At 49.1% G+C, this 25,258-nt stretch carries 24 protein-coding genes; all 24 read right to left on the bottom strand.

Annotated features, from left to right (window positions below; translation table 11 throughout):
* Window positions 1–30: 30 nt before the first annotated feature.
* The 24 genes from HUB64_RS16560 to HUB64_RS16445 all read right to left on the bottom strand — a co-directional run bounded on the left by HUB64_RS16560 (window position 31) and on the right by HUB64_RS16445 (window position 25,253).
* Complete coding sequence (locus tag HUB64_RS16560; protein WP_131524010.1) at window positions 31–564, bottom strand: hotdog family protein; 534 nt, start codon at window positions 562–564, stop codon at window positions 31–33.
* Window positions 565–568: 4 nt separating this feature from the next.
* A complete protein-coding gene (locus HUB64_RS16555) occupies window positions 569–1,768 on the bottom strand; it encodes a beta-ketoacyl-[acyl-carrier-protein] synthase family protein (protein ID WP_173497425.1) in 1,200 nt (399 codons plus the stop codon).
* A 46-nt stretch (window positions 1,769–1,814) separates the two neighbouring features.
* Entirely contained in the window at window positions 1,815–2,579 is a 765-nt protein-coding gene (locus tag HUB64_RS16550) for a DUF3261 domain-containing protein (RefSeq protein ID WP_173497424.1), read from the bottom strand.
* Window positions 2,580–2,583: 4 nt separating this feature from the next.
* Window positions 2,584–3,873, bottom strand: a complete 1,290-nt coding sequence (locus HUB64_RS16545; protein ID WP_173497423.1) for an NAD(P)/FAD-dependent oxidoreductase — start codon at window positions 3,871–3,873, stop codon at window positions 2,584–2,586.
* A 23-nt stretch (window positions 3,874–3,896) separates the two neighbouring features.
* Entirely contained in the window at window positions 3,897–6,338 is a 2,442-nt protein-coding gene (locus HUB64_RS16540) for an MMPL family transporter (protein ID WP_173497422.1), read from the bottom strand.
* Window positions 6,339–6,340: 2 nt separating this feature from the next.
* Window positions 6,341–7,141 carry an outer membrane lipoprotein carrier protein LolA gene (locus HUB64_RS16535; RefSeq protein WP_173497421.1) on the bottom strand — a complete coding sequence of 267 codons (801 nt, stop codon included), beginning with the start codon at window positions 7,139–7,141 and terminating at the stop codon, window positions 6,341–6,343.
* The gene (locus tag HUB64_RS16530) at window positions 7,141–7,572 is read right to left on the bottom strand and encodes a thioesterase family protein (protein ID WP_173497420.1); all 432 of its coding nucleotides are present in this window, start codon (window positions 7,570–7,572) and stop codon (window positions 7,141–7,143) included. The genes HUB64_RS16535 and HUB64_RS16530 overlap by 1 nt, the downstream gene beginning before the upstream one ends.
* Window positions 7,569–9,143 carry a histidine ammonia-lyase gene (gene hutH / locus HUB64_RS16525; RefSeq protein WP_173497419.1) on the bottom strand — a complete coding sequence of 525 codons (1,575 nt, stop codon included), beginning with the start codon at window positions 9,141–9,143 and terminating at the stop codon, window positions 7,569–7,571. Before hutH ends, HUB64_RS16530 begins: the two co-directional genes overlap by 4 nt.
* Window positions 9,140–11,017, bottom strand: a complete 1,878-nt coding sequence (locus HUB64_RS16520) for a glycosyltransferase family 2 protein (RefSeq protein ID WP_173497418.1) — start codon at window positions 11,015–11,017, stop codon at window positions 9,140–9,142. The genes hutH and HUB64_RS16520 overlap by 4 nt, the downstream gene beginning before the upstream one ends.
* Window positions 11,011–11,397, bottom strand: a complete 387-nt coding sequence (locus tag HUB64_RS16515) for a thioester dehydrase (protein WP_173242763.1) — start codon at window positions 11,395–11,397, stop codon at window positions 11,011–11,013. The genes HUB64_RS16520 and HUB64_RS16515 overlap by 7 nt, the downstream gene beginning before the upstream one ends.
* Complete coding sequence (locus HUB64_RS16510) at window positions 11,390–12,754, bottom strand: AMP-binding protein (protein WP_173497417.1); 1,365 nt, start codon at window positions 12,752–12,754, stop codon at window positions 11,390–11,392. The genes HUB64_RS16515 and HUB64_RS16510 overlap by 8 nt, the downstream gene beginning before the upstream one ends.
* Complete coding sequence (locus tag HUB64_RS16505) at window positions 12,751–13,299, bottom strand: hypothetical protein (protein ID WP_131523999.1); 549 nt, start codon at window positions 13,297–13,299, stop codon at window positions 12,751–12,753. Before HUB64_RS16505 ends, HUB64_RS16510 begins: the two co-directional genes overlap by 4 nt.
* A complete protein-coding gene (locus HUB64_RS16500; protein WP_011787696.1) occupies window positions 13,299–13,547 on the bottom strand; it encodes an acyl carrier protein in 249 nt (82 codons plus the stop codon). Before HUB64_RS16500 ends, HUB64_RS16505 begins: the two co-directional genes overlap by 1 nt.
* Window positions 13,548–13,556: 9 nt before the next feature.
* Window positions 13,557–13,811, bottom strand: a complete 255-nt coding sequence (locus tag HUB64_RS16495) for a phosphopantetheine-binding protein (protein ID WP_011787697.1) — start codon at window positions 13,809–13,811, stop codon at window positions 13,557–13,559.
* Window positions 13,795–14,670, bottom strand: coding sequence for a 1-acyl-sn-glycerol-3-phosphate acyltransferase (locus HUB64_RS16490; RefSeq protein ID WP_011918527.1), 876 nt, complete (start codon window positions 14,668–14,670; stop codon window positions 13,795–13,797). Before HUB64_RS16490 ends, HUB64_RS16495 begins: the two co-directional genes overlap by 17 nt.
* A complete protein-coding gene (locus HUB64_RS16485; RefSeq protein WP_173497416.1) occupies window positions 14,663–15,400 on the bottom strand; it encodes a beta-ketoacyl synthase chain length factor in 738 nt (245 codons plus the stop codon). Before HUB64_RS16485 ends, HUB64_RS16490 begins: the two co-directional genes overlap by 8 nt.
* Window positions 15,401–15,737: 337 nt before the next feature.
* The gene (locus HUB64_RS16480; protein ID WP_173497415.1) at window positions 15,738–16,634 is read right to left on the bottom strand and encodes a DUF3014 domain-containing protein; all 897 of its coding nucleotides are present in this window, start codon (window positions 16,632–16,634) and stop codon (window positions 15,738–15,740) included.
* Between the two features lie 203 nt (window positions 16,635–16,837).
* Complete coding sequence (gene recG / locus HUB64_RS16475) at window positions 16,838–18,913, bottom strand: ATP-dependent DNA helicase RecG (protein ID WP_173497414.1); 2,076 nt, start codon at window positions 18,911–18,913, stop codon at window positions 16,838–16,840.
* Between the two features lie 191 nt (window positions 18,914–19,104).
* The gene (locus HUB64_RS16470) at window positions 19,105–19,701 is read right to left on the bottom strand and encodes a DNA-binding response regulator (protein ID WP_113941110.1); all 597 of its coding nucleotides are present in this window, start codon (window positions 19,699–19,701) and stop codon (window positions 19,105–19,107) included.
* On the bottom strand, window positions 19,701–20,780 hold the full coding sequence (locus HUB64_RS16465; RefSeq protein WP_173497413.1) for a sensor histidine kinase: 1,080 nt from the start codon (window positions 20,778–20,780) through the stop codon (window positions 19,701–19,703). The genes HUB64_RS16470 and HUB64_RS16465 overlap by 1 nt, the downstream gene beginning before the upstream one ends.
* Before the next feature lie 118 nt (window positions 20,781–20,898).
* Window positions 20,899–21,603: a tetratricopeptide repeat protein gene (locus tag HUB64_RS16460; RefSeq protein WP_173497412.1), complete on the bottom strand. Its 705-nt coding sequence runs from the start codon at window positions 21,601–21,603 to the stop codon at window positions 20,899–20,901.
* A gap of 247 nt (window positions 21,604–21,850) precedes the next feature.
* Complete coding sequence (locus tag HUB64_RS16455; protein WP_105251158.1) at window positions 21,851–22,795, bottom strand: calcium/sodium antiporter; 945 nt, start codon at window positions 22,793–22,795, stop codon at window positions 21,851–21,853.
* Between the two features lie 181 nt (window positions 22,796–22,976).
* Complete coding sequence (locus HUB64_RS16450) at window positions 22,977–24,641, bottom strand: AMP-binding protein (RefSeq protein ID WP_168826527.1); 1,665 nt, start codon at window positions 24,639–24,641, stop codon at window positions 22,977–22,979.
* Between the two features lie 228 nt (window positions 24,642–24,869).
* Window positions 24,870–25,253, bottom strand: coding sequence for a RidA family protein (locus HUB64_RS16445; RefSeq protein ID WP_173497411.1), 384 nt, complete (start codon window positions 25,251–25,253; stop codon window positions 24,870–24,872).
* Window positions 25,254–25,258 lie beyond the last annotated feature (5 nt).

The following is a 25,258-nucleotide window of genomic DNA, read 5'->3' as shown; positions in this document are numbered from 1 at the left end:
CTTTAAGGCTTTTTTATCTACATCATTGCTTTAGTGCCCAAGGCTTCTATTTGCCGCGTCTTGATTGCCTGCAAGGTAGGCTTGTGTGTCCTGAGGTTGGAACACATTCACATTGGCTTGGGCCACTAAGCTCTTTTCTAGCTCAGTGCCGGCTTCGGGCAGCAGATAAATTTGGCAATCGAATACCGCTAATCCCGATCCCTCTTGATAGAGGCGGCTGACTTGGGTGCGATAGGTGCGCCCGAGCTCATATTGCTTGGCATACAAGGTTAATTTGCGCGATCCCAATAGAAAGCCCACGCGGATTTTATCATTGCGAAGCTTTGCCTCAACCCCAGCAAGGGCGGCAATACTTTGGGCCATATATTCGATACCCACATAATTGGGTACGGCTCGATGTTTGTCATCGAAATAGGGGCTCTGGGTTGTGATGGTGACTTCGGTCTCTAGGTTATCGCGCTGATAGCCAATGATTTTATCGAGCAAAATCATCGGTGCCCTATGGGGAATAAAATCGGCAATATTCTGTTCGGCAAAGGGTTTATTGATCTTAAGTAACTGCATGGTACTAGGCCTCGTTACGGCAGAAAATCAGGCTGGCATTGCTGCCGCCAAAGGCGAAGGAATTGCTCATCACATAATTAAGCGCGCCCTTAGCGGCAACTTGATGGCGCTCGACCAAGGCAATGGACGGATCCTGTGGATCGATTTGTCCGTCCCATTGATGGGGTGGCAGGGCTTGGCGGTGATTATGTGCTGAAAGTAATAAATAACAGAAGGCGGCTTCAATGGCGCCAGCGGCACCTAAGGTATGGCCGACTAAGGGCTTGGTCGAGCTGCAGGGCGGTACGTTTACACCAAACACTTCAACCACTGCGCGGCTTTCCATCGCATCATTTTTAGGCGTGGCTGTACCGTGTAAGTTTATGTAACCAATGTCTTTTGCTGCAATGTGTGCATCTTGCAACGCCGCGTGCATGGCAGCGATGGCGCCTTCGCCTTCGGGGTGTGGCGCCGACATATGGTGGGCATCGCTCGACTCGCCAATACCCGCTAGCATGACCTCTGACTCGCCCAACGTCAGGACGAAAAGCGCCGCGCCTTCGCCGATATTGATGCCATCACGGTTGATGCTAAAAGGATTGCAGTGGCCTTTCGAGACAGACTCTAAGGCGTGAAAACCATTGACTGTGAGTTGGCATAAACTGTCGACACCGCCGACAATCACAACATCACAGAGATTCGCCTGTAATAGGCGTTTAGCGCTGGCAAAGACTTTTGCGCTGGATGAGCAGGCGGTCGAAATCGTGTAGCAAGGGCCGTCTAGCTCAAAATATTGGCGTAAAAAGTCGCTGGTGCTGCCGAGCTCTTGCTGGAAATAGTGGTAATCCGCCGGAAAGTATCCGTGTTGATTGCGGTAGCTCAGCGCGGCTTCACCTTTTGAAATCCCTGACGTGCTTGTGCCTAGCACAACACCAATACGGGCATGACCAAAATCCCGTTTCGCTTGTTCAACTGTGGTCGCAATTTGCAGTGCGGCGCACAGCAGTAATTGGTTGTTACGGCAATCGAACTGAATGAGTTTTTCGGGAATGGTTGGTAGTGCTGCCGTCACGGGGGCAACTAAGGTTGGGTGCTCGAACAGGAGAGTGTCACTGCGCAGCATCGCACTGGTATCACCGGCGATCAGGCGGTCTAAAACCTGCTGGGAATCTTGCCCTAGCGGGGTACACAATCCAATCTGTGTAATAGCTACTCTGTTCATCATTGTGTGTCTTTTTACCATGGCACAGTTAAGTGCGGATGCTAACAGATTAAATAGGTTCGATTTCTAGCTCAAATTTAGCTTGTGGCATAGTTAAGCTGATGTGGGCTTGCCAAAGAGCATCGCCGATATTTTGTTGATAACGGATTTGCACCACATGGGTTTGCTGGCCGCTTTTACTGATCAAGGTGTCTTGACTATAGATCTGGCGACAAGGGATTGTATTCACTCGGGTGCCTACAAGTGCATCGCCCTGATTTCCCCCTACCGTATCGCAAAGGCCTGTGACTAAATGACCACCTTCTAAATGGGCGCGAATACTCTGCTCAGGCCAATAGATCAGTTGCATCATCGCCATTAAATACTCAGCTTTAAAACTGTCCCCTAGCAGCACGCTTTGTTCACTGCTGAGTGTATTACCATCATAAACTAAGGTAAACAAAGCCTGTCCGAGTGGCGCTAAGCCAACGAGCGTCATACGCTCATCCTCAAACTCTAATTGAGTGAGTAACTCGTGGGACTTATCACCCACTTTAATGCTGACCTTTTGGCTAAAGGACTGGGGTGAGGATACGCCCGTTTTACTCTCGGTTTGCGGGCTGCTAATGTCGGCGGATTTGGCCGTCGGCTTAGTCAGAGGCTTATCGGCTGCGGGGGCAAAATCATGGGGCAGTGGCGCCAAGCAATAACGCATGTCTTTAGCGAGGCCGACACAGGTTTGCCTGAACAACAGTTCGCTACATCCCGTCAGCCCCAGACTGATGATCAGTAGCGCGGGGAACACTCGCCATTTCGCGTCAAAGTTAAGCGACATGCGGTTACGCCTCTGCAAATTCAGGAATGGCAACTTGGTTTTGGCACAATTCGACCACCATATTCAGGCGGCGCTCCGAGTCTTTAACGAAGGGATTATTGAGGTCCCAAGCGTAGCCCGCCAGAATCGAGCAAATCATTTGCTTGATGCGTGGATTCGGTTCTTCATAGAAGATCACATCCTGAAAGCGGCCATCATACCAAGCTTGCACATAGGTGCGGAAGGTATTCACCCCCTGCATTAAAGGTGCTGAGTAATCGGCTTGCCAGTCAACCGTTTCGCCATTGAGTTGTTTAATCACACATTTTGCTGCCATCGATGCCGATTGCATGGCGATAGTGACGCCGGAGGAAAATACCGGATCAAGGAACTCGCCAGCATTACCCAGTAGGGCGAACTTGTCGGTCGCAAGCCGTGACACATTGGCTGAATAACCCTTGAGTGTGGCGCATTCTTGCACCACCTTAGCGTTTGCCAGTAGGGCTTTTAGTCCTGGTTCTTCATTGACTATGCTCATCAATTGTTGCTCAAGCGAACCTTGTAAACGCGCAAGTAATTGCGGTTCTGCCACTACGCCGAGTGAACAACGGCCATTGCTAAAGGGAATGAGCCAATACCAAATGTCTTTATGCTCTGGGTGGACGCTGATTAAAATTTTATTTCGATCAAAGTTAGGATCGCTGATGTTGTCTTCCACATGGGTAAAGATGGCGCTGCGCTGTGGTAGGCAAGACGGACTTTCTAAGTCGAGCAAGCGGGGTAACACACGGCCAAAACCACTGGCATCAAGCACATATTGGGCGCTGATTTGATAAAGCTCGCCCTGTTCATTGCGCACCATTAAGCATGGATTCTCGGTTAAATCTATCGCCTCGACGGTTTCGCCGTAGCGGATTTCGATCCCTTGGCTTTGGGCGGTATCGGCTAACAGTTTATCAAAACTGGCGCGCTGCACTTGGAATGTGGTGCCAGGCCCAGGGGTAAATTTATCGGTAAAGTCGAAGGTAGTGTAAGTGCCATTACGACGAAAGGCGGCGCCATTTTTATGCTGGAATCCGGCGGCATTGAGTGCGTCTAACATGCCGGCTTCTTCGATGAATTGCATGCAGCAGGGCAGTAAACTTTCACCGATGGAAAAACGGGGGAAATGTTGTTTTTCTAACACCAGCACGCGCTTACCTTGTTGGTGTAGCAAGCTGGCGGCGATGGCGCCTGAAGGTCCTGCGCCGATAATAGCCACATCGACGGCAAGTGAATTTGGCATAGCCGATAAATCGTGAGCGGGTGTAGGCATGTAAAGTACGTTCCTTGTCGTTATCAGGACTTTTTAGTCGTTAAAATCAGTGGCGAAAGTAAAAAGGTTAAACCTATACCTAGCGACAGGGTTAAACCAAAATAATGAATCGCTTGGGTCTGGCTAAAGGCGAGTAAACCAAAGGCTAATAGGGTCGAGCAGGCGGACATAAATACCGCCATCATCACTGCCTTGCCGTGGTTTTGAGCAGAGGCAAAGAACAAGCTGTAGTCTATCCCAATCCCGAAAACTAAAATGAGCGCGAGTGCATGGAACAGACTCAGTGGCGAGCCTGTTAAGCCTAAGGTTGCAAGCGTTAGCAAGGCAGCAAGGGCTGGCACTGCAACCACAACCGCGGCTTTTTTAATGCCAAAATTCAGGCTAAACAACAAGAGTGCGATACCGAGTGCGAGCGCTAACAGCTTTAGGGTTAACAGTCGGTAATGGCCCATGACCGCGGAGATATCCGCGACTTTATCGATAAGTTGTACGCTTTGAACATTGGCAAAGCGCGCCTTGAGCGCGTCGATCTGCTGAATGCCGCCAAGCAAGACAATGGCACCATGCTCAGCGCTCGCGCCGCCATCATTTAGCGCTTCATAGTCGGTGGCGTTGCCATTTGGTGCTAGCCACAGCGGTGCGAGTTGCTTGCCTGCCTCTAGCTTAAAGAAATCCGCTGGGGCGATATATTGGTCTTTAGCCGCTAAGTAGCTTGCTTGCAGCTCTGGCTTTAAGTTCTCATCCAACCCAAGGTTTGTGAGCACAGTATCTATCTGAGTTTGATAGATTTCACCCTGTAAGCGATAAGCCGTGTCTTGCCTTTGATGGCTGGGCAGATAACGGCTGAGGCTGACGTAGTTGCCTAACTCTTGATTGGCGATAGCGGCATCCAGCAGTGGCGACACTCGCTCAAGCTGTTGTAGTAGTGCTTCTTCACTCGCGGCGCGTACCAGTAAGAATTGATTATCTGTGCCGCCGCTGAGTAGCTGCCTGAGCTTATTTTCAGGTTCAGTCACGCTCGCGGGGCTTTGCTGCAAATGGCGAATATCGTCATCGACGGTTAACTTGGTTACGCCAACCAGACACCACACCACTATCACTAAAGCAAACATGCCCATGCCTAAAGGTGTGGTCAATCGGTTGGATAACTGAGTGAGGTTGGCAAGGTACTTCCCCGCTAACGCTAATGGGCGGGAGCCCGATGGCAAACGACTTCCCGCTAACTGTGGGTAGGCGAGAATGAGGGTGAGATAGGCCCCGAGTAGTCCCGCGGCGCAGAAAATCGCCACTTGCTGCATCCCAGGAAACGGCGCTAAACCTATGCCCACATAAGCTAAGGCACTGGTGATAAAGGCAAGTGTCACTGTGGGGAAGATATACGCGACCGTCGCCTGAGCGCTCCGTTCGGTATCGCTTAAGCGCTCGCAGTAAAAATGAAAGCTGTAGTCGATGGCAATGCCAATCAAGCTAGTACCAAACACTAAGGTGAGTAAATGCAGCTCGCCAAATACGCTTAAGGTAAAAGTCACGGCCAGCAACAGCCCGCTGGAAATGGTGACGATTGCCAGCAGTAGCGGCATTACAGAACGAAACGCCAGCCAGACTAAAGCTATTACCCCAAGTAAGGATGCAAGACCAAGGATCGAGATTTCACTCTTAGCCGTTTGGGTCGCCGCAATCGCGTGAAACAGGGCACCAGCCTTAAGCAGTGTAATATCGGGATAGCTTTGTTTAACCGCATCCAATCCTAGGGTTAATGCCGTCATCTGCGCCAATTGCGCATTGGGATTAAAAGCGCTTTCTCGCCCCTTTGCCATAACAACCGCAGCGACATTATCGCCTTGATTCGCTAGCAGAATGCCTTGGCTGGCTCTGACTTTGGAACTCGGCGCGAGGGCGAGTAAATTGGCGGGGAATAACAGCAGCGGATCTTGGGCAAGCAAGTTGCTATTGGCGTAGCTAAAGGCGTTGTAAAGCTGCGCTGTGGCCGCTTCAATCAGATTTCCAATGTCTTTCGTTGCTAACGCCTCAGCTTGTGGCGCTGTCAGCAATTTAAATCTGTGGGGGAAATAGTATTGCCCCAACGCTTCACCGAGCTGCATATCGGCGCTGCGAATATCTGTGAGTGCAGCATTTTTTCCAGTAGCAACAAGGTCAGTTTCAAGCTTTTGCATCAACAGCTTAGCCGCAGATATTGCCGTGGTTTCATCCTTGGCGACGAGCGCAATATAGACTTGATCGGCGAGCGTCGCTTCAACTTGGTTAAGGGCGCGCTCTGTGAGTTTGTCCTGCTGTAAATGCGGCAGCATAGCAAGAATATCGCTCTGCACCCTTGCGCCGTTTTGCCAGAGTTGCAAAGTCCACAGACTGGCAGAGAGCATCAATAGCAACCAAATGGCGAGGCGCCATTTAGGGGATGATTGTATTAGCGCTTGATTGGCGCGCGCGGTGAAGTTGGCGGCCATGGTTAAGGTTTATTCGCCTCTATCGCCACAGCATACTGCGCCAATTCGGTTTCGCTGAGTTTGCCTTGGGAAAGCGCACTAAAGTCGATGCGGGTCATATCCTGTGGGCTCACACTCGGCGCTGCGCTCAGCAGCACTAAGGATTGCAACACATCGCTCCCCTCTAACACCATATTGGTGATGGCTTTTTTCATTAAGGGATCTTTGGGCGTTAGGCCTAATTGCCATTGGCCGTCTGTGCTCAAGCTTTCTATTTTTAACCTGTCTGTAATGAGAAAGTGCAGCTCGAAGTTTTCGCTTAAACCGGAAATATCACCGCCGAGCATAGCGCGCACTAGGCTGGGCAATAAATCGCCCATAGCGGCAGCGCTCGCCGAGGCATCGGCCTTGCTGACTTGGACTCGACCTTGACTATTGCGCTGAATAAGCTGCTTATCTTTTAAAATCAGCAGGGATTCGAAGGGCTTTATCTGCTGCCATATCAGCCCTTGGGTCTGATCGAAGATAAACTGACCTTGGCTGATTAACGGCTTTTTGAGCACCTTTAACTGCCGAGATTGCACAAACTGGCCTCGCACCGTTTCGCCCAAGTTAAGCTTTTGGCTCAGGGCGACAAGCTGCGCGGTATCCGCATTTTGGCTAAAGAGCGCTTGATAAACACCGGGCTCAGCTAAGGTTTCTGCTTTGAGTGGCAGGGTTATCAAAGCACAAGCCAAGCCGCAAGCAAGGCAGAGGAGTAATGCACACTTCGCCAGCACAGGATTCTTCGTCAGAGCAGAGCTCTTCGCGAGTACTGAGTTCATTAGTCTTCAACCTTAGCGAGCAGGATGGCTATTTTGTTACGGAACACCTCTGGGGTAACAAAGCACAATTCTTGGGTGCTCATGTCGACTGCTGCCTGAATGGTATAACCCTTAGTGATGCGCGCACCCGTTTCAACGTCGCGGATTTGATAATTGATTTTTAAGCGGTTTTCCCACTCGACTAACTCGGCGCGGACTGTGATTTTTTGCTCGAAGGTGCTGGCTTTGACGTATTTAATCTGCAAATCGATAATTGGCCACGCATAGTTAGATGCTTGCATTTGGCGGTAGTTATAGCCCAGCTCATCGAGCAGTTTGCAGCGAGCAATCTCGAAATAACGCAGGTAATTACCATGCCAAGTGATCCCCATGGAATCCACATCGTGGAAGGGGATTTGCATTTCCATATCGATAGTGAGCAATGATTTCATCGGCACACTTCCCATTCGCCTGCTTGGATTTTAGCTATGGTTTGGCGCAGCACGGCTTCAAGCGGTCGGTCTTCGATTAAGGTCTCAAAATCGGCGCGTACTTGGGCGAGTGTTTTCGCCAATGAAGGGGTGAGCGAGGCTTCGTCCAGCTCATTTTGGACGATACGCAGACCAATACCTTGAGTCATGGCGAGCAGGGCTGCCGCCGCGACTTGTTCGGTCAATTGCAGCACGCGCATACAGTCGCGGGCAGCAATAGTGCCCATGCTCACCTTGTCTTGGTTGTGGCATTCGGTCGAGCGTGAGAATACGCTGGCCGGCATAGTGTGCTTGAGTGCTTCTGCTGTCCACGCCGATACGCCAATTTGCACCGCTTTAAAGCCATGATTAATCGCGCGGCGCGGGCCGGTTGAGCCGGATAAGTTAGCGGGTAAGCCATTATTAAACTTAGGGTCCATTACCAGTGCCATTTGGCGATCGATAAGATCGGCTAAGTTGGCCACAGTATTTTTCAGTGAATCCATCGCAAAGGCGATATGGCCGCCGTAAAAATGGCCACCGTGGAGAATATGCTCGCCTTCGCCGTCGACAATCGGGTTGTCGTTGGCGCTGTTGACTTCGGTTTCGATAAACTGACGCATAAACGGCAGCGCATCCTGCAACACGCCGATAATGTGCGGCGCGCAGCGGATGGAATATCTGTCCTGCAGCCTGTCAGAATTACGTGGATGTTCGTGGTGATTTAAATCTTCCCGTATCCAAGTGGCGATTTGGTTTTGCCCCGGATGCGGTTTAGCGGCAAATAAGATTTCATCAAAATGGTTCGAGTTGCCTTTTAGCGTTAACGAAGCCATAGCGGTAATGCGGCTACTTAAGCGGGCAAGATATTGGGCGCGATCGAAGGCTAAACAGGCCAAGGCCGTCATCACAGCCGTGCCGTTCATCAGGGCTAAGCCTTCTTTTGGACGCAGGACATGCGGGATAATGTTGAGCTTAGCGTAAACAGCTTGAGTCGCTTGGCGCTCACCTTGGTAAATCACTTCGCGCTCACCGACTAACACGGCGGCTAAATACGACAGCGGCGTTAAATCACCACTGGCACCGACCGAACCTTCCTCTGGGATTACAGGGACTATGTTGAGATTGAGCAAAGTTTCGATGCGCTTTAATAGCTCATAGGTCACGCCAGATTTGCCAATGGCTAAGGAGTTTAAACGGCAAGCCATCACAGCGCGGGCCTGCATTATGCTTAAGGTCTTGCCTAAACCGCAGCCGTGGAAGCGGGTTAAATGCAGTGGCAATTCGTGGACCAGATCTAAGCTCACATTGACTGTGCAAGAGTCGCCATAACCTGTGGTGACGCCATAAACCACGCCTTCTTCGTGCAGCAGGCTATCGATAAAGCGCGCACCTTTTTGGATATATTCTTGATAATCCGCATCATCACAGAGCTTGACTGGTGCGCCCTTGGCGACGGCAACCACTTGTTCTAAGGTTAGAAATTGACGGCCGAACTCAACAGTCTTTAAGTCTGATTGATTCTTTGAGTCGGCGGCTTGGGTGTGGCTCATGAATGACTAGTCCTGTCTGTCTTATGATCCTGCTCTGGGACCTGCGATGATGCTGATTCTGTTGTTACAGCATCGGCTTGTACTGAATTGGCTGATGCGCGTTCTAACTCGCTGTCTTTACGCCAAAAATCGAAGAAGTTAAACCATTGCAAAGGCTCGCGTCTGGCAAGGTATTCTAAACGTTCGCTGTAGCGATTTACTGCCTGCTGTAATCTGTCCATTCTGCCCGCCCTTGGGCCTTTAAGTGTTTCGGCGAAGTGCTCTAAATGCACCCGATAACGGCCCTGTTCCCGCAGGCAAAACATTAAAAATACAGGGCAATCGAGTAAACCTGCCAAAATAAACGGCCCTTGAGGAAACGCTGCATCTTGCCCCATAAACGGCGCATACATGACGCGGCCTTGGGTATTCGGCGAGGTTCTATCGCCCGCGATCACCACCAGTTCACCGGCTTCTATCTTTTGCTGCAACAGCATAGACGTCGCGGGGTTAAGCTCGGTCACTTGAATAAGATTAAGCGTGCTATCTGGATTTAACTGTTTGAGTACCTTATTGAAATTTTCCGCATGGCTCGTTAACACCATGACGTTTACTTTGACTTTGCGCTGGTGGATTGAAATGGCGCGGCAGAGTTCTAAATTACCGAGGTGAGACACCAATAACACGGCGCCTTTACCGCTTTCGAGTTGGTCGGCCAGCACTTGGCGGTCTGGAAAATCCACTTGGCTAAATTGGATGCGATCGCACCACGCATCGATTCTATCGAGTGCGGCATTTCCAAAGGCTAAAAAGTGATTCAGGCTATCGCGCCAGCCTACGGGCTGGTTGAGCTTAGGATGTTGCGGCTCAAGCGTTTGCACGCGGCGCAGGAAATCTAACGAGGCTTCGCGGGTGACTTTGCCCGTGAGAAAGAAATAGCAAATCACCGGGTACATAATGGCGCGGCACAACCAATGGCCGCCAATACGATAGCTCTCGGCTAACAGTTTGATGCCCCAGTAACTGCCGCGCTCCTTCATGCCCGACCAATGGGTGGCTGAAGTTGATGATGTTGCTGAAGTCGATTGTGTTGCTGACGAGCAATGGGAGTTTTGCGCGGCTTGTTGCTGTGATTTACGCTTCAATAGCCAAGGCAGGCGTTTGAGCATGCCGAAAAATAACTTGGTATGCAGTTTAGTGATGCGCACATTGTCGGCCACACCTTGAAAGTGACTAACACCACCTTCGGGATAAATCACCTTAGTCGGCTGGAATAAAATTTCCACCCCTTGCCAGTAGAGTTTGACTAGGATTTCGATATCAAAATCCATTCGCTCCGTTAAGGATTGCTGGCGTAGTAATCGCTCCGTGGCGGCTAAGGGATAAACGCGAAAGCCACACATAGAATCTTGAATATCAAAGCTTAAGGTTTCGACCCACACCCAAAAATGGGTGATATAACGGCCATAAAGCCTGCCCTTAGGCACGGATTCATCGTACTCGGGTTTGCCTGAAATCAGCGCATCGGGTTTAGCCTGCGCCCTTGCTACCATAGCTGGAATATCGGCCAGATTGTGTTGACCATCGGCATCGACCTGCAGTGCATGACTAAAGCCATCGCTGTAGGCTCGGCGTAGGCCCGTCATCACAGCAGCGCCTTTACCACGATTGTAAGGATGCAGCAGCAAAGTCACCCAAGGATAGGTTTGGGCTAAGGATTGCAGTAGATAACGGGTTTCGTCATTGCTGCCATCATCAATCAAATAACAGGGCAGATTAAATTGGGCGAGTTCGGCCAAGGTCTGGGCAATTGCGGCACTGTGATTGTAATTGGGGATCACTAAGGCGAGCTTGATGGGTGCCGACTCAACTAAGTCGCTGGGAGGTGTTAGCACTGGCTCGCCCCATCGCTGCTGTTAACTGGCGAGATATCGAAGGCGATACGACCTGACGCGTAGCGGTTTTCACCATCGCTATAGGCGAAGGTGAGTTTTCCCTTAGCGGCATTATTGCTAATGCTTAAGGTGACTTCTTGCCCCGGCAGTATGAGTTGCTGAAACTTAAGCACTTCTAAGTTGGCTACGGCTTCGCAATAGCCGAAATATTGGCAGCCTAAACGCACCGCCCAATCTAATTGCGTCACGCCCGGTAGCACGGCTTGCTCGGGAAAATGTCCCTTAAAAGATTCAAGGTCGGCCGCCACTAACAGACGTAATTCAATATTATCCATGCCGATATTAGAATGCAGGATCGGCGGTAAACTCGATTTAATCATGATCAAATAACTCGACTAACTGGGCAGTGACACGCTTACCCTGAGTGTTCAGTGGCAAAATATCGGGATAACGCCAGCGGCGTGGTAGCGTGACTCGCTCAAATTGCGTCAGTAAATGTGCTTTTAACGCATTGTTGATACTGAGTTTTCCTTGCTCTTGATGCACACTGCGGCCAAGTGCGGAGAGAGTTATCACAGCGCCCAGTTGGGATTTAAACTGCGGCAATACCACAAGTGCGGCTTGCTCAACGTAGGTGTGGCTGCAGAGCAGCGTTTCCATTTGCGCCAGTGACAGGCGTTTCTCTTCAATCTTAACGATGCGATCGAGTCGGCCCTTGAGTCTAAACTGGCCATTTTCGGTTGGTTCGATTTTATCTTCGCAGCGCAACCATTCATCGTCGGCTAAATAAGGTGATTTAAGCAGCAAGGCTCCGTCGCTAGGATCTTGATCTATCGATATTCTGTCAAACACTTGCCAAGGTTCATCGGCCTCATGCTGACGGCGATAGGCGATGCCGCCCGTTTCTGTGCTACCAAAAATCTCGATGGGCAAATGGCCATAGCATTGGCTGATCCCCTGAGCCGCCGCAAAACTTAAGGGCCCGCCAGAGCTAAACACTAAGCTGGGTGAGCGCAGTTGCCGCTCGTGCTCTAAGGCCTTAGGTAAACGCGATAACTGGGCAGGGCTACTGATCAAACACAAGTTTGGCAGTAAGGCAGTGTAATAGCTTAAGGTTTCTGGGTATTCAATCTGCTCACTTAAAAACGGCCGACTGGCGGCGAGTGGCCACAAAATCTTGAATAACAGGCCATAGATATGCTGGTGGGAAACCGTTGAAACCACACTACAATGGGGTAAATGTTCGGCAAAGGTATGTTCGAGCACTGAGACTTCAACGTCTAATTGCTGAAGTGTTTTACGGATCGCCTTAGGTTCGCCACTGCTGCCGGAGGTAAATAGCACAAGTTCACCGATAGCCTCGCTCGTCGGCCAAGGCTTGCTCGGCAGGCTCAGCTCTTTTCTCAGTAGAATAAAGGCCTGACTTTCACACAATGGCTTGTCCGACAATATGCCTTCAAACTGGTGGGTTAACTCGCTCAGCGTGCCTGTTTGGGTGTTGGCTGGTAAGATAATTTCCTTGCCTGCTAACAGCGCCGCACATAAACCCACAGCAAACAGATCGCTGGTATCACTCGCGAGCAGCCATTTTTTCTCTGGCGCGGCCAGCAGTTGCTCATAAAAATACGCCACCTGATTGGTAAATAATGCACCTGTGACTATGTCGTGGTGATTAAAGCTGATCAGTTGTTGGGCAAAGGGCCCTTGGGTTAACCAGTTTTTGAGTAGCTGTGTCATGTTTTCTTCAACCAAAAGCTGCGATATAACCATTCCCCACCGAGGAGCAGTCCCATGAGTACGTATGCAATCAAACCGTTATACAAGGTCCAGGTTGCTAAGCTAGTAAAGCCAGCGGTGTAAGCCGCCATAGTGCCATTGAAGATAAATAAGCCGCACCAAAGTAGAGTGACTTTTTTAAGATACCCAGTGGCTTCTTCCGGTAAATCGGGTTCTTTCAAACGGGCTAAACGTTCGATCATGCTAGGGCCAGTGTGCAGTGAATAACTGAACAGCGCCAGCATAGTGAGATTTATCACTACTGGGTAATACAGCAGCCAGTCACTGCGCTTGGCAAGATAACTGCCTGCCGTGAGCACAATCCCCACCAATAGTGGTAAAACTAATGTCTTAACCTTTTGCTTTTGTAGCATTAGCCGCACTATCAGCAATAAACACAGCACGAGCGCTATGGTGCCAGCAGGCAAGTAACTGAGCCCTAAATACACGGCAACGGGGTAGGCCAGCAAAGTTAGGGCGGTTAAGACCTGTAGCAAGGCTCGCATTAGGTTTTAACTAAACCTTCGATAGCATTAATCACATCATTGATTGTGCGAACTGATTTAAATTCATCGGGTTGGATCTTTTTACCTGTCAGTTGCTGCAGCTTTATCACTAAGTCGACTGCATCAATACTGTCGAGATCGAGCTCTTCATACAGGTTGGCCTCAGGCGTAATCGCCTCGGCATCAATTTCGAATTCGTCCACTAAAATAGTGGTCAGCATAGCGAGGATTTGTTCACGATTTTGCATATTCCTCTCCTATGGACGCTGTGATTCGATAAAGCGAGCTAAGCTGGCAACACTGTGGAAATGGGCCTTAGTGGCATCCGAATTGGCTTCGATTTTGACATCAAATTTTTTCTTGATGGCTAAGCCGAGCTCGAGGGCGTCGATAGAATCTAAGCCTAAACCTTCGCCAAATAGCGGCGCATCGGTTTCAATATCATCAATGCTGACGTCTTCTAGATCGAGACAGTCGATGATTAACTGCTTTATTTCATTGTTTAAGTTCATAATTATTTTCGAGTTGTTGTTTATAGTAATGTTCAAGATCCCGCGTCAGCTGCCGGGCCATTTTTGCATGCTCACCTAAAGCCGCTTGGTACTTCTGGTAAGAAACGATTGTGCCGATTTCAACGGCCATTCCCATGGTTTGCCTTGGGATTTCATACCAAGGTTGCTCCTTTGTCAAACCACGCACATTGGTACGTAGCACCACAGGTAAAATATCCGCTTCGGCCCTTAAGGCGATATTGGCAGCGCCGCGGGCAAAGTGGTTAATGGTCGCACCGACCACCGTACGCGTGCCCTCGGGGAAGATAATTAAATTGGTGCCTCTTGCGAGCACTTCGCGGCAATCCTCTAGCATGAGTTCGGCGCCGCGATTGGGAATATAACCCGCGCAGGACACCACACCACGCAAAAATGGATTACGCCACAAAGCTTGTTTGACTATGCAGCCCGCATTGGGCATGAGACTTATCAATACCACCACATCCACTAAACTGGGGTGGTTGGCAATGACGATAACGCCTTTGGCATCATGTAATTTTTGGGCATCGTGGCTGCTGACCTTAATCACACCAGCCCAAGTGAGCATGGCGACAAAGCCTTTGAACATTAAATGCACGGCCTTTTGTACCCGAATAATCCGCGCCTCTGGTGTGCCTGGCCAAAAACGCAGTAGCGGCAGAATGGTCAAGGAGCTTAATAAGCCGCCTAAGCCAAAGGCGATATAACAACTCACGCCACCTAGCCAACGTGGCACATAATTCAGCCCTTTGCGGCGAGTTTCCGGCAAGGTATAAGCGGCATTGAGCATTGAATCTTGATGATCCTTAGCGGCGTCATGGCTGTGGGCTGCATCAAACATGCTCAAGTCTCCAATGCCATTGGGATAAGCAGCCTGAAATATTTTGCGCCGTTGCTAGGGCGTGGATAAATGCACCATAGGTCAGCGGATTTAAAGCTGTTGCCTTAGAAATGTGGCTCACCGTGAGCTTGGCCGAAGCGGGTGTATCGAAGGGGGCGAGTTGTAGGCCTAGGGCCAAAGGTAATTCAAATTCTTGGGTAAACTCATCGTACACAGGAGGCACTGGATCATCACCGAAGACCAATAACAATGGTTCTGGCGATTGATGTAATTGGGCGAAGGCTTCGACCATAGCTTGGGACAGGGTTTCTGTGCCCGCCGCAACTGAGGTTGAAGGCGCGGTATTGGCCGCCAATATGCCAAAAATACCGCTGGCGGTGTTGTGCACCGACTGACTAAAACCTAAGGGCGATAAGGGCTGTTTGGCGATAATGTCTTCGAGCAGGCCAATGGTGCGCTGCAACTCTCCATGGCGCGAGGCAAAAATAGAGCGACAATTTGCAGGCATTTCGCACTGAAAACTCACCTCTAACATCATCTTAGTCAAGCGACTAAAACGGCGGCGCTGCATGGCGGGAATTTGTTTGAGTGCGGGAGCGGTGGTATCCGACTGTGGTGGCGTATCGAGATTGAGCTCAGCCGAACTCTCGCACCAAGTTTGCCAACTTTGATGGTGCTGATATTGGGGGGCCCAAGCGCCCCAAGAGAGAATGCTGAATGTTAGTTGCACTACTTTGCCTCGACACTAAATTTAAGCTGTCTTAGTTATCCCTAACTAAGTTAGAACATTAATGGATTGTCATACCATAGTGAGGAGTATACGCGTTAGAAGAATGACGCTCGAAATGCCCTCTACAGCGTGGTCATTCTACACTATGCCCCTTCTTTTTATGAAGCCATTTGCATTGTGCGGGTTAACGGAATGGGATCAAGTGCTGTGATTTACAGCACTTATTCGACATTGAGTAACAAATATCGCAGTGGCTATCTGATTTCGCAGACACTTTAACTTACAGGTTAAAATGAAAAAAGGCGCACTGAGCGCCTTTTGGCATGAGCTTGATAACCTATTGCGACAATTGACTCTCGATTTTACGCAGCGCTACTTTCAACTTGCGAGTATTTTCTGGACCCATACGGATCAACAGTTTTTGTGCACTGGGTAGTGCCTCTAAGTTAGGGTCAACGAATTGATAGTTAACGCTAATTGAATTCAGCTCAATCGGATCTTCAATAATAGGTGCTGCGAGTAACATTTTAATTGCTTGCAGCATTCTGTCTTTAAATTTGGCGTTGCTGTAGCCGAGTTCGGTAAAAGCTTCCTCTAGGAGCGGCGTCAGTTGCTTGTAAGTTGTGATTAAGCTCTGTTCGTCCATTTTGGCAATCGAGTCAACATAGGCGTCGTATCTGTGGAACCCCTCAGGATTTAAATACACTTTGTTGGTGATTTCTGAGACTGAGAACAGCTTCTCTGGTCCTTTAAGTGGGCTAACTTTACGGGTTAATTCACCCTGAGCTAGGTTATCCACGAATACCACAAATTGGCGGACGAGATCTTGCTGCACTAACGAAGAACTCAGCACATTGTTATTGATCATGGCGAGGGCTTTTTGTTGCACAAATGCATCACTTTCAGCCAGCACTGGCACAGGTTCTACGACAACTTCAGGCTCTGCCACTGCAGTGGTTTCAGTGCTATTGGTGTTCGTTTCTGTAACGGCAGGCGTCGTCTCTGTGGTTTCAGGCTCTGGCGCACTTTCGAGCGTCATAGGTTCAGATGGCGGTGTTTCAGGCAATACAATAGGGGCGTTAGGAATGAGTTTAGGTGAGTCAGAATCACCGCTGTAGTAATAATATCCTCCGGCAGAAAGTAGCACGACGAGCACTATCGCAAAAAGCGCAAAGCGATTGCTGCTAGAAGACGTCTCTTGAGGTGTTATTCTATCATCTTGATTAACTTGCATTTTACATCCTTCGCTTGAGTGTCAAGGTAACTTGGTGAATACATGCAGCTAACATTAAAGTGCAAGAGCGGGCTATTTGAAGGCCGCAGGTTCATTTTGCAAGTTTCCATGCGCTTGTCTATAGCGCTTAGCTGAACATAAACAATTTATTTCGAGTAAAGGCAGATGTTACGCCTCGTTCTTTACCCTTTAATATTTACGGCCTAAGCCTGCACATAGTGCTGTCTGTGCCCGAGCCAACGTAAAATAATTGCATCGACTTTTTCGGGAGCTTGCGCCATTACATGGCTCGCTAATTTCTGAATGTGTGGGATCAAAGCTTGATCGCGCACCAGATCGGCAATTTTGAGCTCAGCCAGTCCCGTCTGCTTAGTGCCAAGCACTTCACCTGGGCCACGAATTTCTAAATCTTTCTGCGCTATGATGAAACCATCATTGCTTTGTCTGAGTACACTCAGTCTTTGGGTGGCGGTATGGCTCAACGGCGCCTTGTAGAGTAACACACAATGGCTTGCGATGGCGCCTCGACCGACTCGTCCGCGCAGTTGATGCAGCTGTGCTAGACCTAAACGTTCAGGGTTTTCAATGATCATCAGGCTGGCATTCGGCACGTCGACGCCCACTTCAATCACGGTTGTCGCTACCAGTAGATGAATAATGCCTGCCTTAAAGTCGGCCATGATTTGCTGTTTCTCGGCGCTCTTCAACCTGCCATGCACTAGGCCAATATTGAGCTCGGGCAGGGCGAGGCGCAGTTCTTCGGCTGTGTCTTCGGCGGCTTGGCATTCGAGCACTTCGGATTCTTCAATCAGAGTACACACCCAATAGGCCTGACGTTTATCTGTGATGACGGCGTTACGCACCCGTTCAAGCACTTCGTTGCGGCGTGAATCAGCAATCGCCACTGTGGTTACTGGAGTTCGCCCCGGCGGCAGTTCATCGATAATGGACGTGTCGAGATCTGCATAGGCCGTCATCGCCAGCGTGCGGGGAATGGGTGTGGCTGTCATGATCAATTGATGCGGGTGGAAACCTTGGCTCACGCCCTTTTCCCGCAGGCCTAAGCGTTGGTGTACGCCGAATCTGTGTTGCTCATCGATAATAATTAACGCGAGTTTGCTAAAGACCACATGCTGCTGGAAGATGGCATGGGTGCCAATCACCATTTGGGCTGCGCCGGATTCAATATCCGCAAGGGATTGGGTTCTGGCCTTACCTTTGAGTTTGCCCGCCAGCCAACCGACTTTAAGTCCGAGTGGCTCAAACCAAGCGGCAAAGTTAGTTGCATGTTGTTCGGCCAATAGCTCAGTCGGTGCCATCATGGCAACTTGATAACCGTTTTCGATCGCTTGCAGCGCAGCCATCGCCGCGACTAAGGTTTTGCCTGAGCCAACATCCCCTTGCACTAAGCGCATCATAGGGTGCGGCTTTTCTAAATCTTTGCTTATATCAGCCACGACTCTTTGCTGGGCGCCAGTCGGCTTAAAGGGCAGAGCCGCGAGGAAGGGATTGAGCAACTGCCCCGTGGCCTGCATGGTGACAGCGGCATCTAAATTACTGCGCTGCCTTAGGCGTAACATACTGAGATTGTGGGCGAGTAATTCTTCCTGCACGAGTCGTTGCTGGGCTGGGTGTTGACCTAGCTCTAAATCGAACTGAGAGATCCCCGCAGGAGGGCGATGTAGCGTCTGTAGCGCTTGTTTAAGGCTGATGTTGTTAGGTTGCAATTGTGGTGGCAGCAGCTCAGTTAAGCCACCTTCTTCTAGCAATACCAAGGCTTGCTCGGTCAGCTTTAGCCAACTCGCCTGTTTTAAGCCCTCAGTCGTGGGATAAATCGGCGTTAGGGTATCGCTCAGGTGAACATCTTCACCGGGATACACCACTTTATATTCTGGATGCACTATCTCAGCTTGATGACTACCACGGCGCACTTCACCATAGGCGCGGATTATCAAACCATTTTGCATGGCATTACGCTGAGCAACGGAAAAGTTAAAGAAGCGCAGGCTTAAGCTGCCCGTATCGTCGCGCACATTGCAGACCAGCATGCGCTTGCGGCCTTGGATGATTTGTGTCGATTGGATTTCAGCTTCTATAGTGCCATAACCGCCTAGGCTGAGGGCGGCAATGGGATAGATTTGGGTTCTATCTTCGTAGCGCAGGGGTAAGTGAAACAGCAGATCTTGTACTGTTGTGATGCCGAGCTTTGCGAGTTTCTCCGCGACCTTTTTGGCGACGCCTTTGAGGTCGGTGATCGGAACAAGATCCAATTGCTGCAAGTCGTTAGCACTCAATCACTGTGAATTTATACATATATTAACAGAGAATAAGCGTAAGGCAATCTCAAGGGGAATTAGGGTGTTATCAAATTTTGTTTGGAAGCATAGCTAATATCCTTCTGTGGCCTTAAGACCACAAAATTGTTGATAAGATATCGTTAGGCTGAAAGCGTGGTTAACTGTGAGTGTTATTACAACCAGCCTTTTTGCTTGGCAATGCGGGCTGCATCGATTCGATTACTGGCATTGAGTTTGGCTATGGCTTCTGAGAGGTAGTTGCGAACAGTCCCTTCGGCGATAAAAAGAGTTTCGGCGATGTCGGAGGTGGATTTGCCTTCGCTAGCGAGGCGAAGAGCGCGGCGTTCTTTGTCGTTGAGTGGGTCGACATCGCCAATCGCCATCATGGCAAGTTCAGGATCGATCACTCGTTTTCCTGCCATCACTTGTTGAATCGCGTTGACTAAGGTTTCCGAGGGCGCATCTTTAAGCAGAAAGCCGCCCACACCCGCTTCGATGGCACGTTTAATATAGCCCGCACGGCCGAAGGTGGTAATGACCACTATCTTGGTTTGGCTATGTTGCTCCTTTAACCATGTGGCCAACTCTAAGCCTGTGCGGCCGGGCATTTCGATATCCGTTAGCAAGAGATCAAAGCTTTGCTGTTTGAGTAAGCTTAGAGCTTCGTCGCCGTCACTCGCTTGGGTGATACTAAAACCCCCTGCAAGCGTGAGGAGTGCGGCGAGTGCTCCTCGCACCATAGCTTGATCTTCCGCCAATAAAATCTTCATTAATGTGTTGCTCCCTGCAAAGGTAAACTGACGGTAAAGGTATATCCCTGTTCGAGATTATAGCTCAAGCTGCCACCTAAACTGTCGAGACGCTCGCGTATACCTGTGAGGCCATTACCCTCTATAAAAGGTTTGGCCGCGGCATTGTCTTTGACTTCGAGCAGCAGGCGGTCTGATTGCTTAGAAAAGTGGATAGAGCATTCACTTGCACCGCTATGGCGGAGAATATTATTAATAAGTTCGGTGAGGATCAAACTCAGTTGGCTTTCTGTGCTTGCACCTAGCTTGGGTAGCTCACCACTGAGCTCGACACTTAAGCCTTTATCCCTTAAGGATTTACAAAGCTGCGTCACGCAACTCTCTAGGCCCTTGTGTTTGTAGTCTGACACTGTGTGGCGGATCTGGCTTAAACTTTCCCTCGCAATTTGTCCTAGCTCAATCAATTGGGTTGATGCGAGTTCATATTCTTGTTTTGCGATAAGCTTTTCGGCTAGCTCAGCCTTAAGGGCGATGGAAGAAAGGCTATGCCCCATAATGTCGTGTAGATCCCGCGCGATACGTTCACGCTCAAGCATAGTGGCCAAGGTGGTAATTTCTTGGGCACTTTGCTGTTCTTTCAATTTATGCCGATAACGTCTGCGTTCGGCGACACCAAACATGCCCACGCCGAGCACTAATCCCGAGCCGTAAAGCGGAAAGTAGTAACTGTTAAAGTGGTAAATCTCATTGAGGGCAAATAGTAGGCCGATGATGGCAGCAAGCGCCAATAGACAGGTCCGTAGAGGGTAAAAAAAGCCAATGAAAAAAGCGGCAAAGGTGAATAGTGAGATAGAACCTGGGTTGATTGGGGTGATCGCTATTGCTATCGCCACCATAATCAGAATGGGCCGATAGGCGCTACGGTTATTGCACTTATAGGTCCAAAAATAGCTGGCAATAAAAGGGATTAACACAGCAAAACTGAGGGCGATTTTCCAGCTTGGGTAGGGATTTATGGCTAGAGGGATAAGATAAAACACTAAGTTTATCAAATACACCCAAGCAAGTTTTCGTTCGAGCTGAAGGGGAGTGCTTATCATGATGCCTCTGTGTCACTGAGTTGGTTGTTGAATGCCCACCGATGGCATCTGTTTTAATTTATTCTTTTTAGGGATTGGCGCTATCGTCAGCGCCATAGATCCCCGTTAACAACTTTGTCTATTTTGCACTTAATTGCTGATTTTGTTGAAGCAAAAATTTTGCCCAACCATAATCTGCTTGTACTTTGATCGCTTGTTGCCAATCTTCAATCGCGCCTTGGCTATCGCCTAATTCCTGTTTAGCGAGCCCGCGCCACGTGTATGCTTCGGCTTCACCCCAGCAAATGTTGTCGCAAGGCTGGGCGAATCTTTCTATGGACGTAGTGGCTAAGGTCTTAGCATTTTGCATGCTGCCGCCAAACATAGCTGGCGTGTTATAGGCGGCGATGGCTTTAACCAATGCGACCCGTGGATTTTGTGGTTCTAATTGTTCGGCACTGGCAATCGCCTTGGCGGATTTCATGCCGAGCGTTGCACCTTTACTATTATCTAAGGCGATTTGCATGCCATAAACCGACGATAACAGGGCAAGGAATTCTGCATTCGCTTGGCTGGTTTCGAGTGCTTCTAATGTGGTTTGCGCTGTAGTCAGTGCGCTGCTAGCGAGTGTTTTCTGCCCCATTACATTGGCACTGATGGCTAATCGATAGTTCGCATAGGCTTTATCATAATCTTGAGTGCTACCGCTCAGTTGTTGTAATTGCGTTAGATTCATCGCATTCGAGGCCGCGTCTACGTTGGTGATGTTAGTGTTTGATGGCGTTGCTGCAAACGAGTGAGTACTGATAAGCACAAAGCTGGAGGCGAGGAGTAATGTTTTCATGGTATTTCCTTATTGAGTGAGTTTCCCAATGTTTGGGTACGGGCTCATTATCAGAAATTCGATAGAAGAAATGCAGATACAAAGGTCATGGCTTTGGCATGACAAATGTCATCAGTTGAGTTATGTGCTTATATTTTTTATGAGGTGTGCTTTAAAGAAAGTGCTTGATTAATAAAGGGAACAATACCTAGAGAGCAAAACACCGGAGAGGCTCCGGTGTTTTTTATCGTAAATGAGCTGCTAAGTGTTATACCACAGCTTGAGTGCTCGCTTGGTTTATTAGGTAGCCCAAGTAACCTAAGTAGCACAGTAGTAATACTGAACCTTCGCGGCGGCCAATACGAAATCCTGTCCAAGCGAAAGGTAAAATCATGATGGCAAATGCCAACATCACTATGAAATCAAAGGGTTGGAAGCCAAGTGATGATACCGGCTGTACTATTGCAGTAATACCTAAAATACCCAAAATATTGAATATGTTAGAACCGACAACGTTACCTATGGCTATGTCACTCTGACCTTTCAGTGCTGCGAGAACAGAAGTTACTAACTCTGGCATACTGGTACCAATCGCCACGATCGTTAAGCCGATAATGACTTCACTGATACCGAAGGTCTTGGCTAAATCTACTGCGCCGTTGACAAACAAAATACCGCCACCGACTAACATACCAATACCGACTAAGATAAATAGGGCTGAAAGTAGCGGATTATTTGGACCTGCTTCAATCTCTTCCTCTTCATTACCATTTTTCGAGCTGATGTAACTAAAGGCTAAATAACCGAACAGTAGTGACAGCAATATCACACCGTCAATTAGGCTGAGCTCGCCATCTAACAAGAGTGCCCAGAACAACATGGAAGCCAATATCATCAAAGGGATATCACGCTTTACGACTTGAGATTGCACTTGAATAGGGCGGATAAGTGCCGTGATGGCTAAAATCAAACCTATGTTAGCAATGTTAGAGCCAATAACGTTACCTAAGGCGATACCGCTGTTTCCTGCTAGAGCAGATTTTACACTCACAGCCAGTTCTGGTGCGCTAGTACCAAAGGCTACAATAGTTAAGCCTATGATAAGTGGCGTAATACCTAAACGTAGAGCGATTGAACTCGCGCCACGCACTAGGGCTTCAGCGCCTAAGGTTAAAATAATAAAACCGCCAATAATCGATAGTGTAATTAGCATCGTTAGACTCTGTTAAACCTAATATTGAATGGAAAAGTACAAGGGAATTGCCCCTTGGCCGACTGGCGCACATGATACGTGGTTTTATCGGATTTTGACAGAATATGTCATAAAAAAGCACACCCTAGGCGTGCTTAGTTTTAGCTGATGACCATGCTCGCCAACTGATTGTTTGGCCTAGTTATTTTTGAGTTAATTCATCTTCCCAGCGGACTTGGGCGCCACGAATGCCGTCAACTCGTTCGCTAAAGGCTTTTTCAAGCACATGGCGTTTGATTTTGAGGGTAGGTGTGAGCGCATCATTTTCAATCGTCCAAGGATCACTGACCACGACAATCGCATCGACATGTTCGTGTGACTCTAAGTGCGGATTAACGCTATCGAGTGTCGCTTTGAGTGAGGTGCGGACTTCTTCGCGGGCTTGTAGATTTGCCCCTTCGGATAACTGTACTAGTGCGACGGGATGTGGCAGACCAGAGCCAATCACGCAGATCAGTTCAACATGGGGATCCTGCGCCAATTTACGTTCGATAGGCACGGGCGCTACATATTTGCCCTTGGCGGTTTTAAAGTTGTCTTTCACTCGGCCAGTAATAGTGACACAACCATCGGCATCAATTGAGCACAGATCGCCTGTGTGGAAGAAACCATCAGCATCGAAGGCCGCTGCAGTAGCTTCAGGCTGAAGATAATAAGCAGTCATTAATCCCGGACTCTTGAGCAGTAGCTCACCATCCTCGCCTTGGCGGATCTGGCAATCCTCAACTGGGCGGCCAACAGTACCAATTTTACGCGCATCAAAAGGATAGTTGATGATCGAATAGGCACAGTTTTCTGTCATACCCCAAGCTTCGCAGATATTAAGACCAATACTGTGATACCAGTGGATCAGTGATGGTGGAATTGGCGCCGAGCCAGAGCCGAGTAGACGACAATGGTTCAAGCCTAAACCCTTATGGATTTTGTATTTCACAAAGCTGCTAAGCAGTGGGATTTTCAGCAATAGATTAAGTTTACTGACCCCAATTTTGTCGATGATGTTTTTCTGAAACAGGCTCCATAACCGTGGTACCGAGAAGAATACCGTTGGTTTTGCTCGTTGAACATCGACAACGAAGGAGTCGAGACTTTCAACGAAAGCCACCACACTACCTGAGTAGAAGGATGAGCCTTCAATCGCAACGCGCTCTGTGATATGGGCTAAGGGTAAATAGGATAAAAGTCTATCGTCGCCATCGGTGCGCAGGTCACGCACTACCGCTTGGCAAGTCCAGCCATAGCTGGCGAAGGTTTGAATCGCGCCCTTAGGTTGGCCAGTCGAACCAGAGGTATAGATGAGTGTCATCACTTGATCTGGAGTAGGCAGTGGGGCGTTAATTAAGGGATAGCCTAGCTTAAGCAACTGTTCCCATTGATATTGTGCTGGCATCGTATCATAGGGCATGGCAAGGCGTAGTAGCTCGCCGCCGACACCGGCTTCTTGGTCAGCCCAATGGTCAAGCTTGCCGAGAAAAATGGCTTTTGCGCCACTGTGTTGCAGCACATAGCGAATAGTATCTGTGTTGGCGGTAGGATAAATAGGTACGCTGACATAACCGCCGTGCATCAACGCGAGGTCGGTGATAAACCATTCGGCACAGTTTTTAGAGAGAACGGCAATTTTATCACCACGCTCTAAGCCTAAGTGATGTAAGGCTCCGGCAAGTTGTTGAACTTTTTCTTGAACTTCAGCCCAAGTAAAATCAAGGAATTGACCCTTGATCGGTTGGCGTAAATAGACTTGGTCCCCCTGAGTATTAGCCCAGTGCGCCAGCATTTCAATTGGCGTCTTAATCGCTGTATCCATTGGCAATTCCCTGTTATTTATTGTTCTTTTGGCTGTACCCAGTATGGCGAGTTTTGTGAGCTCGCGCAAATAGTTTACAAGATTGTAAAATATGAGAATGGAGCGCAAAGCCTACAAGTTGAGTATGAAAGCAAGATGAAGAGAGTGGCGAGCGGGGTGTAGGAGTGTGTTGGCAACAAAAAAAGCGCCGTAGCGCCTTTTTGTTTATAGAAGGTGAAATGCTAGCGCTTACAGCTCCATCACGCCGTCCATTTCAACTTGAGAATCCTTCGGCAATTGCTTCACGCCGATAGCAGCACGGGCTGGGTATGGCTGGCTGAAGTAACGGCTCATGATTTCATTCACTTTAGCGAAGTGGCTTAAATCAATCAGGAAGATGTTGAGCTTAACGATATCGTTGATTGAACCACCCGCAGCAGTACAAACCGCCGTCAGGTTTTCAAATACTTGCACGACTTGCGCTTCAAAATCATCGCTGACAATTTGCATTGTGCTTGGCACGAGCGGGATCTGGCCAGACAAATACACTGTGCTGCCGACTTTAACCGCTTGTGAATACGTGCCTATGGCCGCTGGGGCGTTTTCGGTCGCTATGATGGTTTTTTCTGCCATGACGC

The sequence above is a fragment of the Shewanella sp. ISTPL2 genome, from assembly GCF_013283205.1.
Taxonomy (GTDB): domain Bacteria; phylum Pseudomonadota; class Gammaproteobacteria; order Enterobacterales; family Shewanellaceae; genus Shewanella; species Shewanella oncorhynchi.
This window is presented reverse-complemented; position numbering and strand designations above follow the sequence as displayed.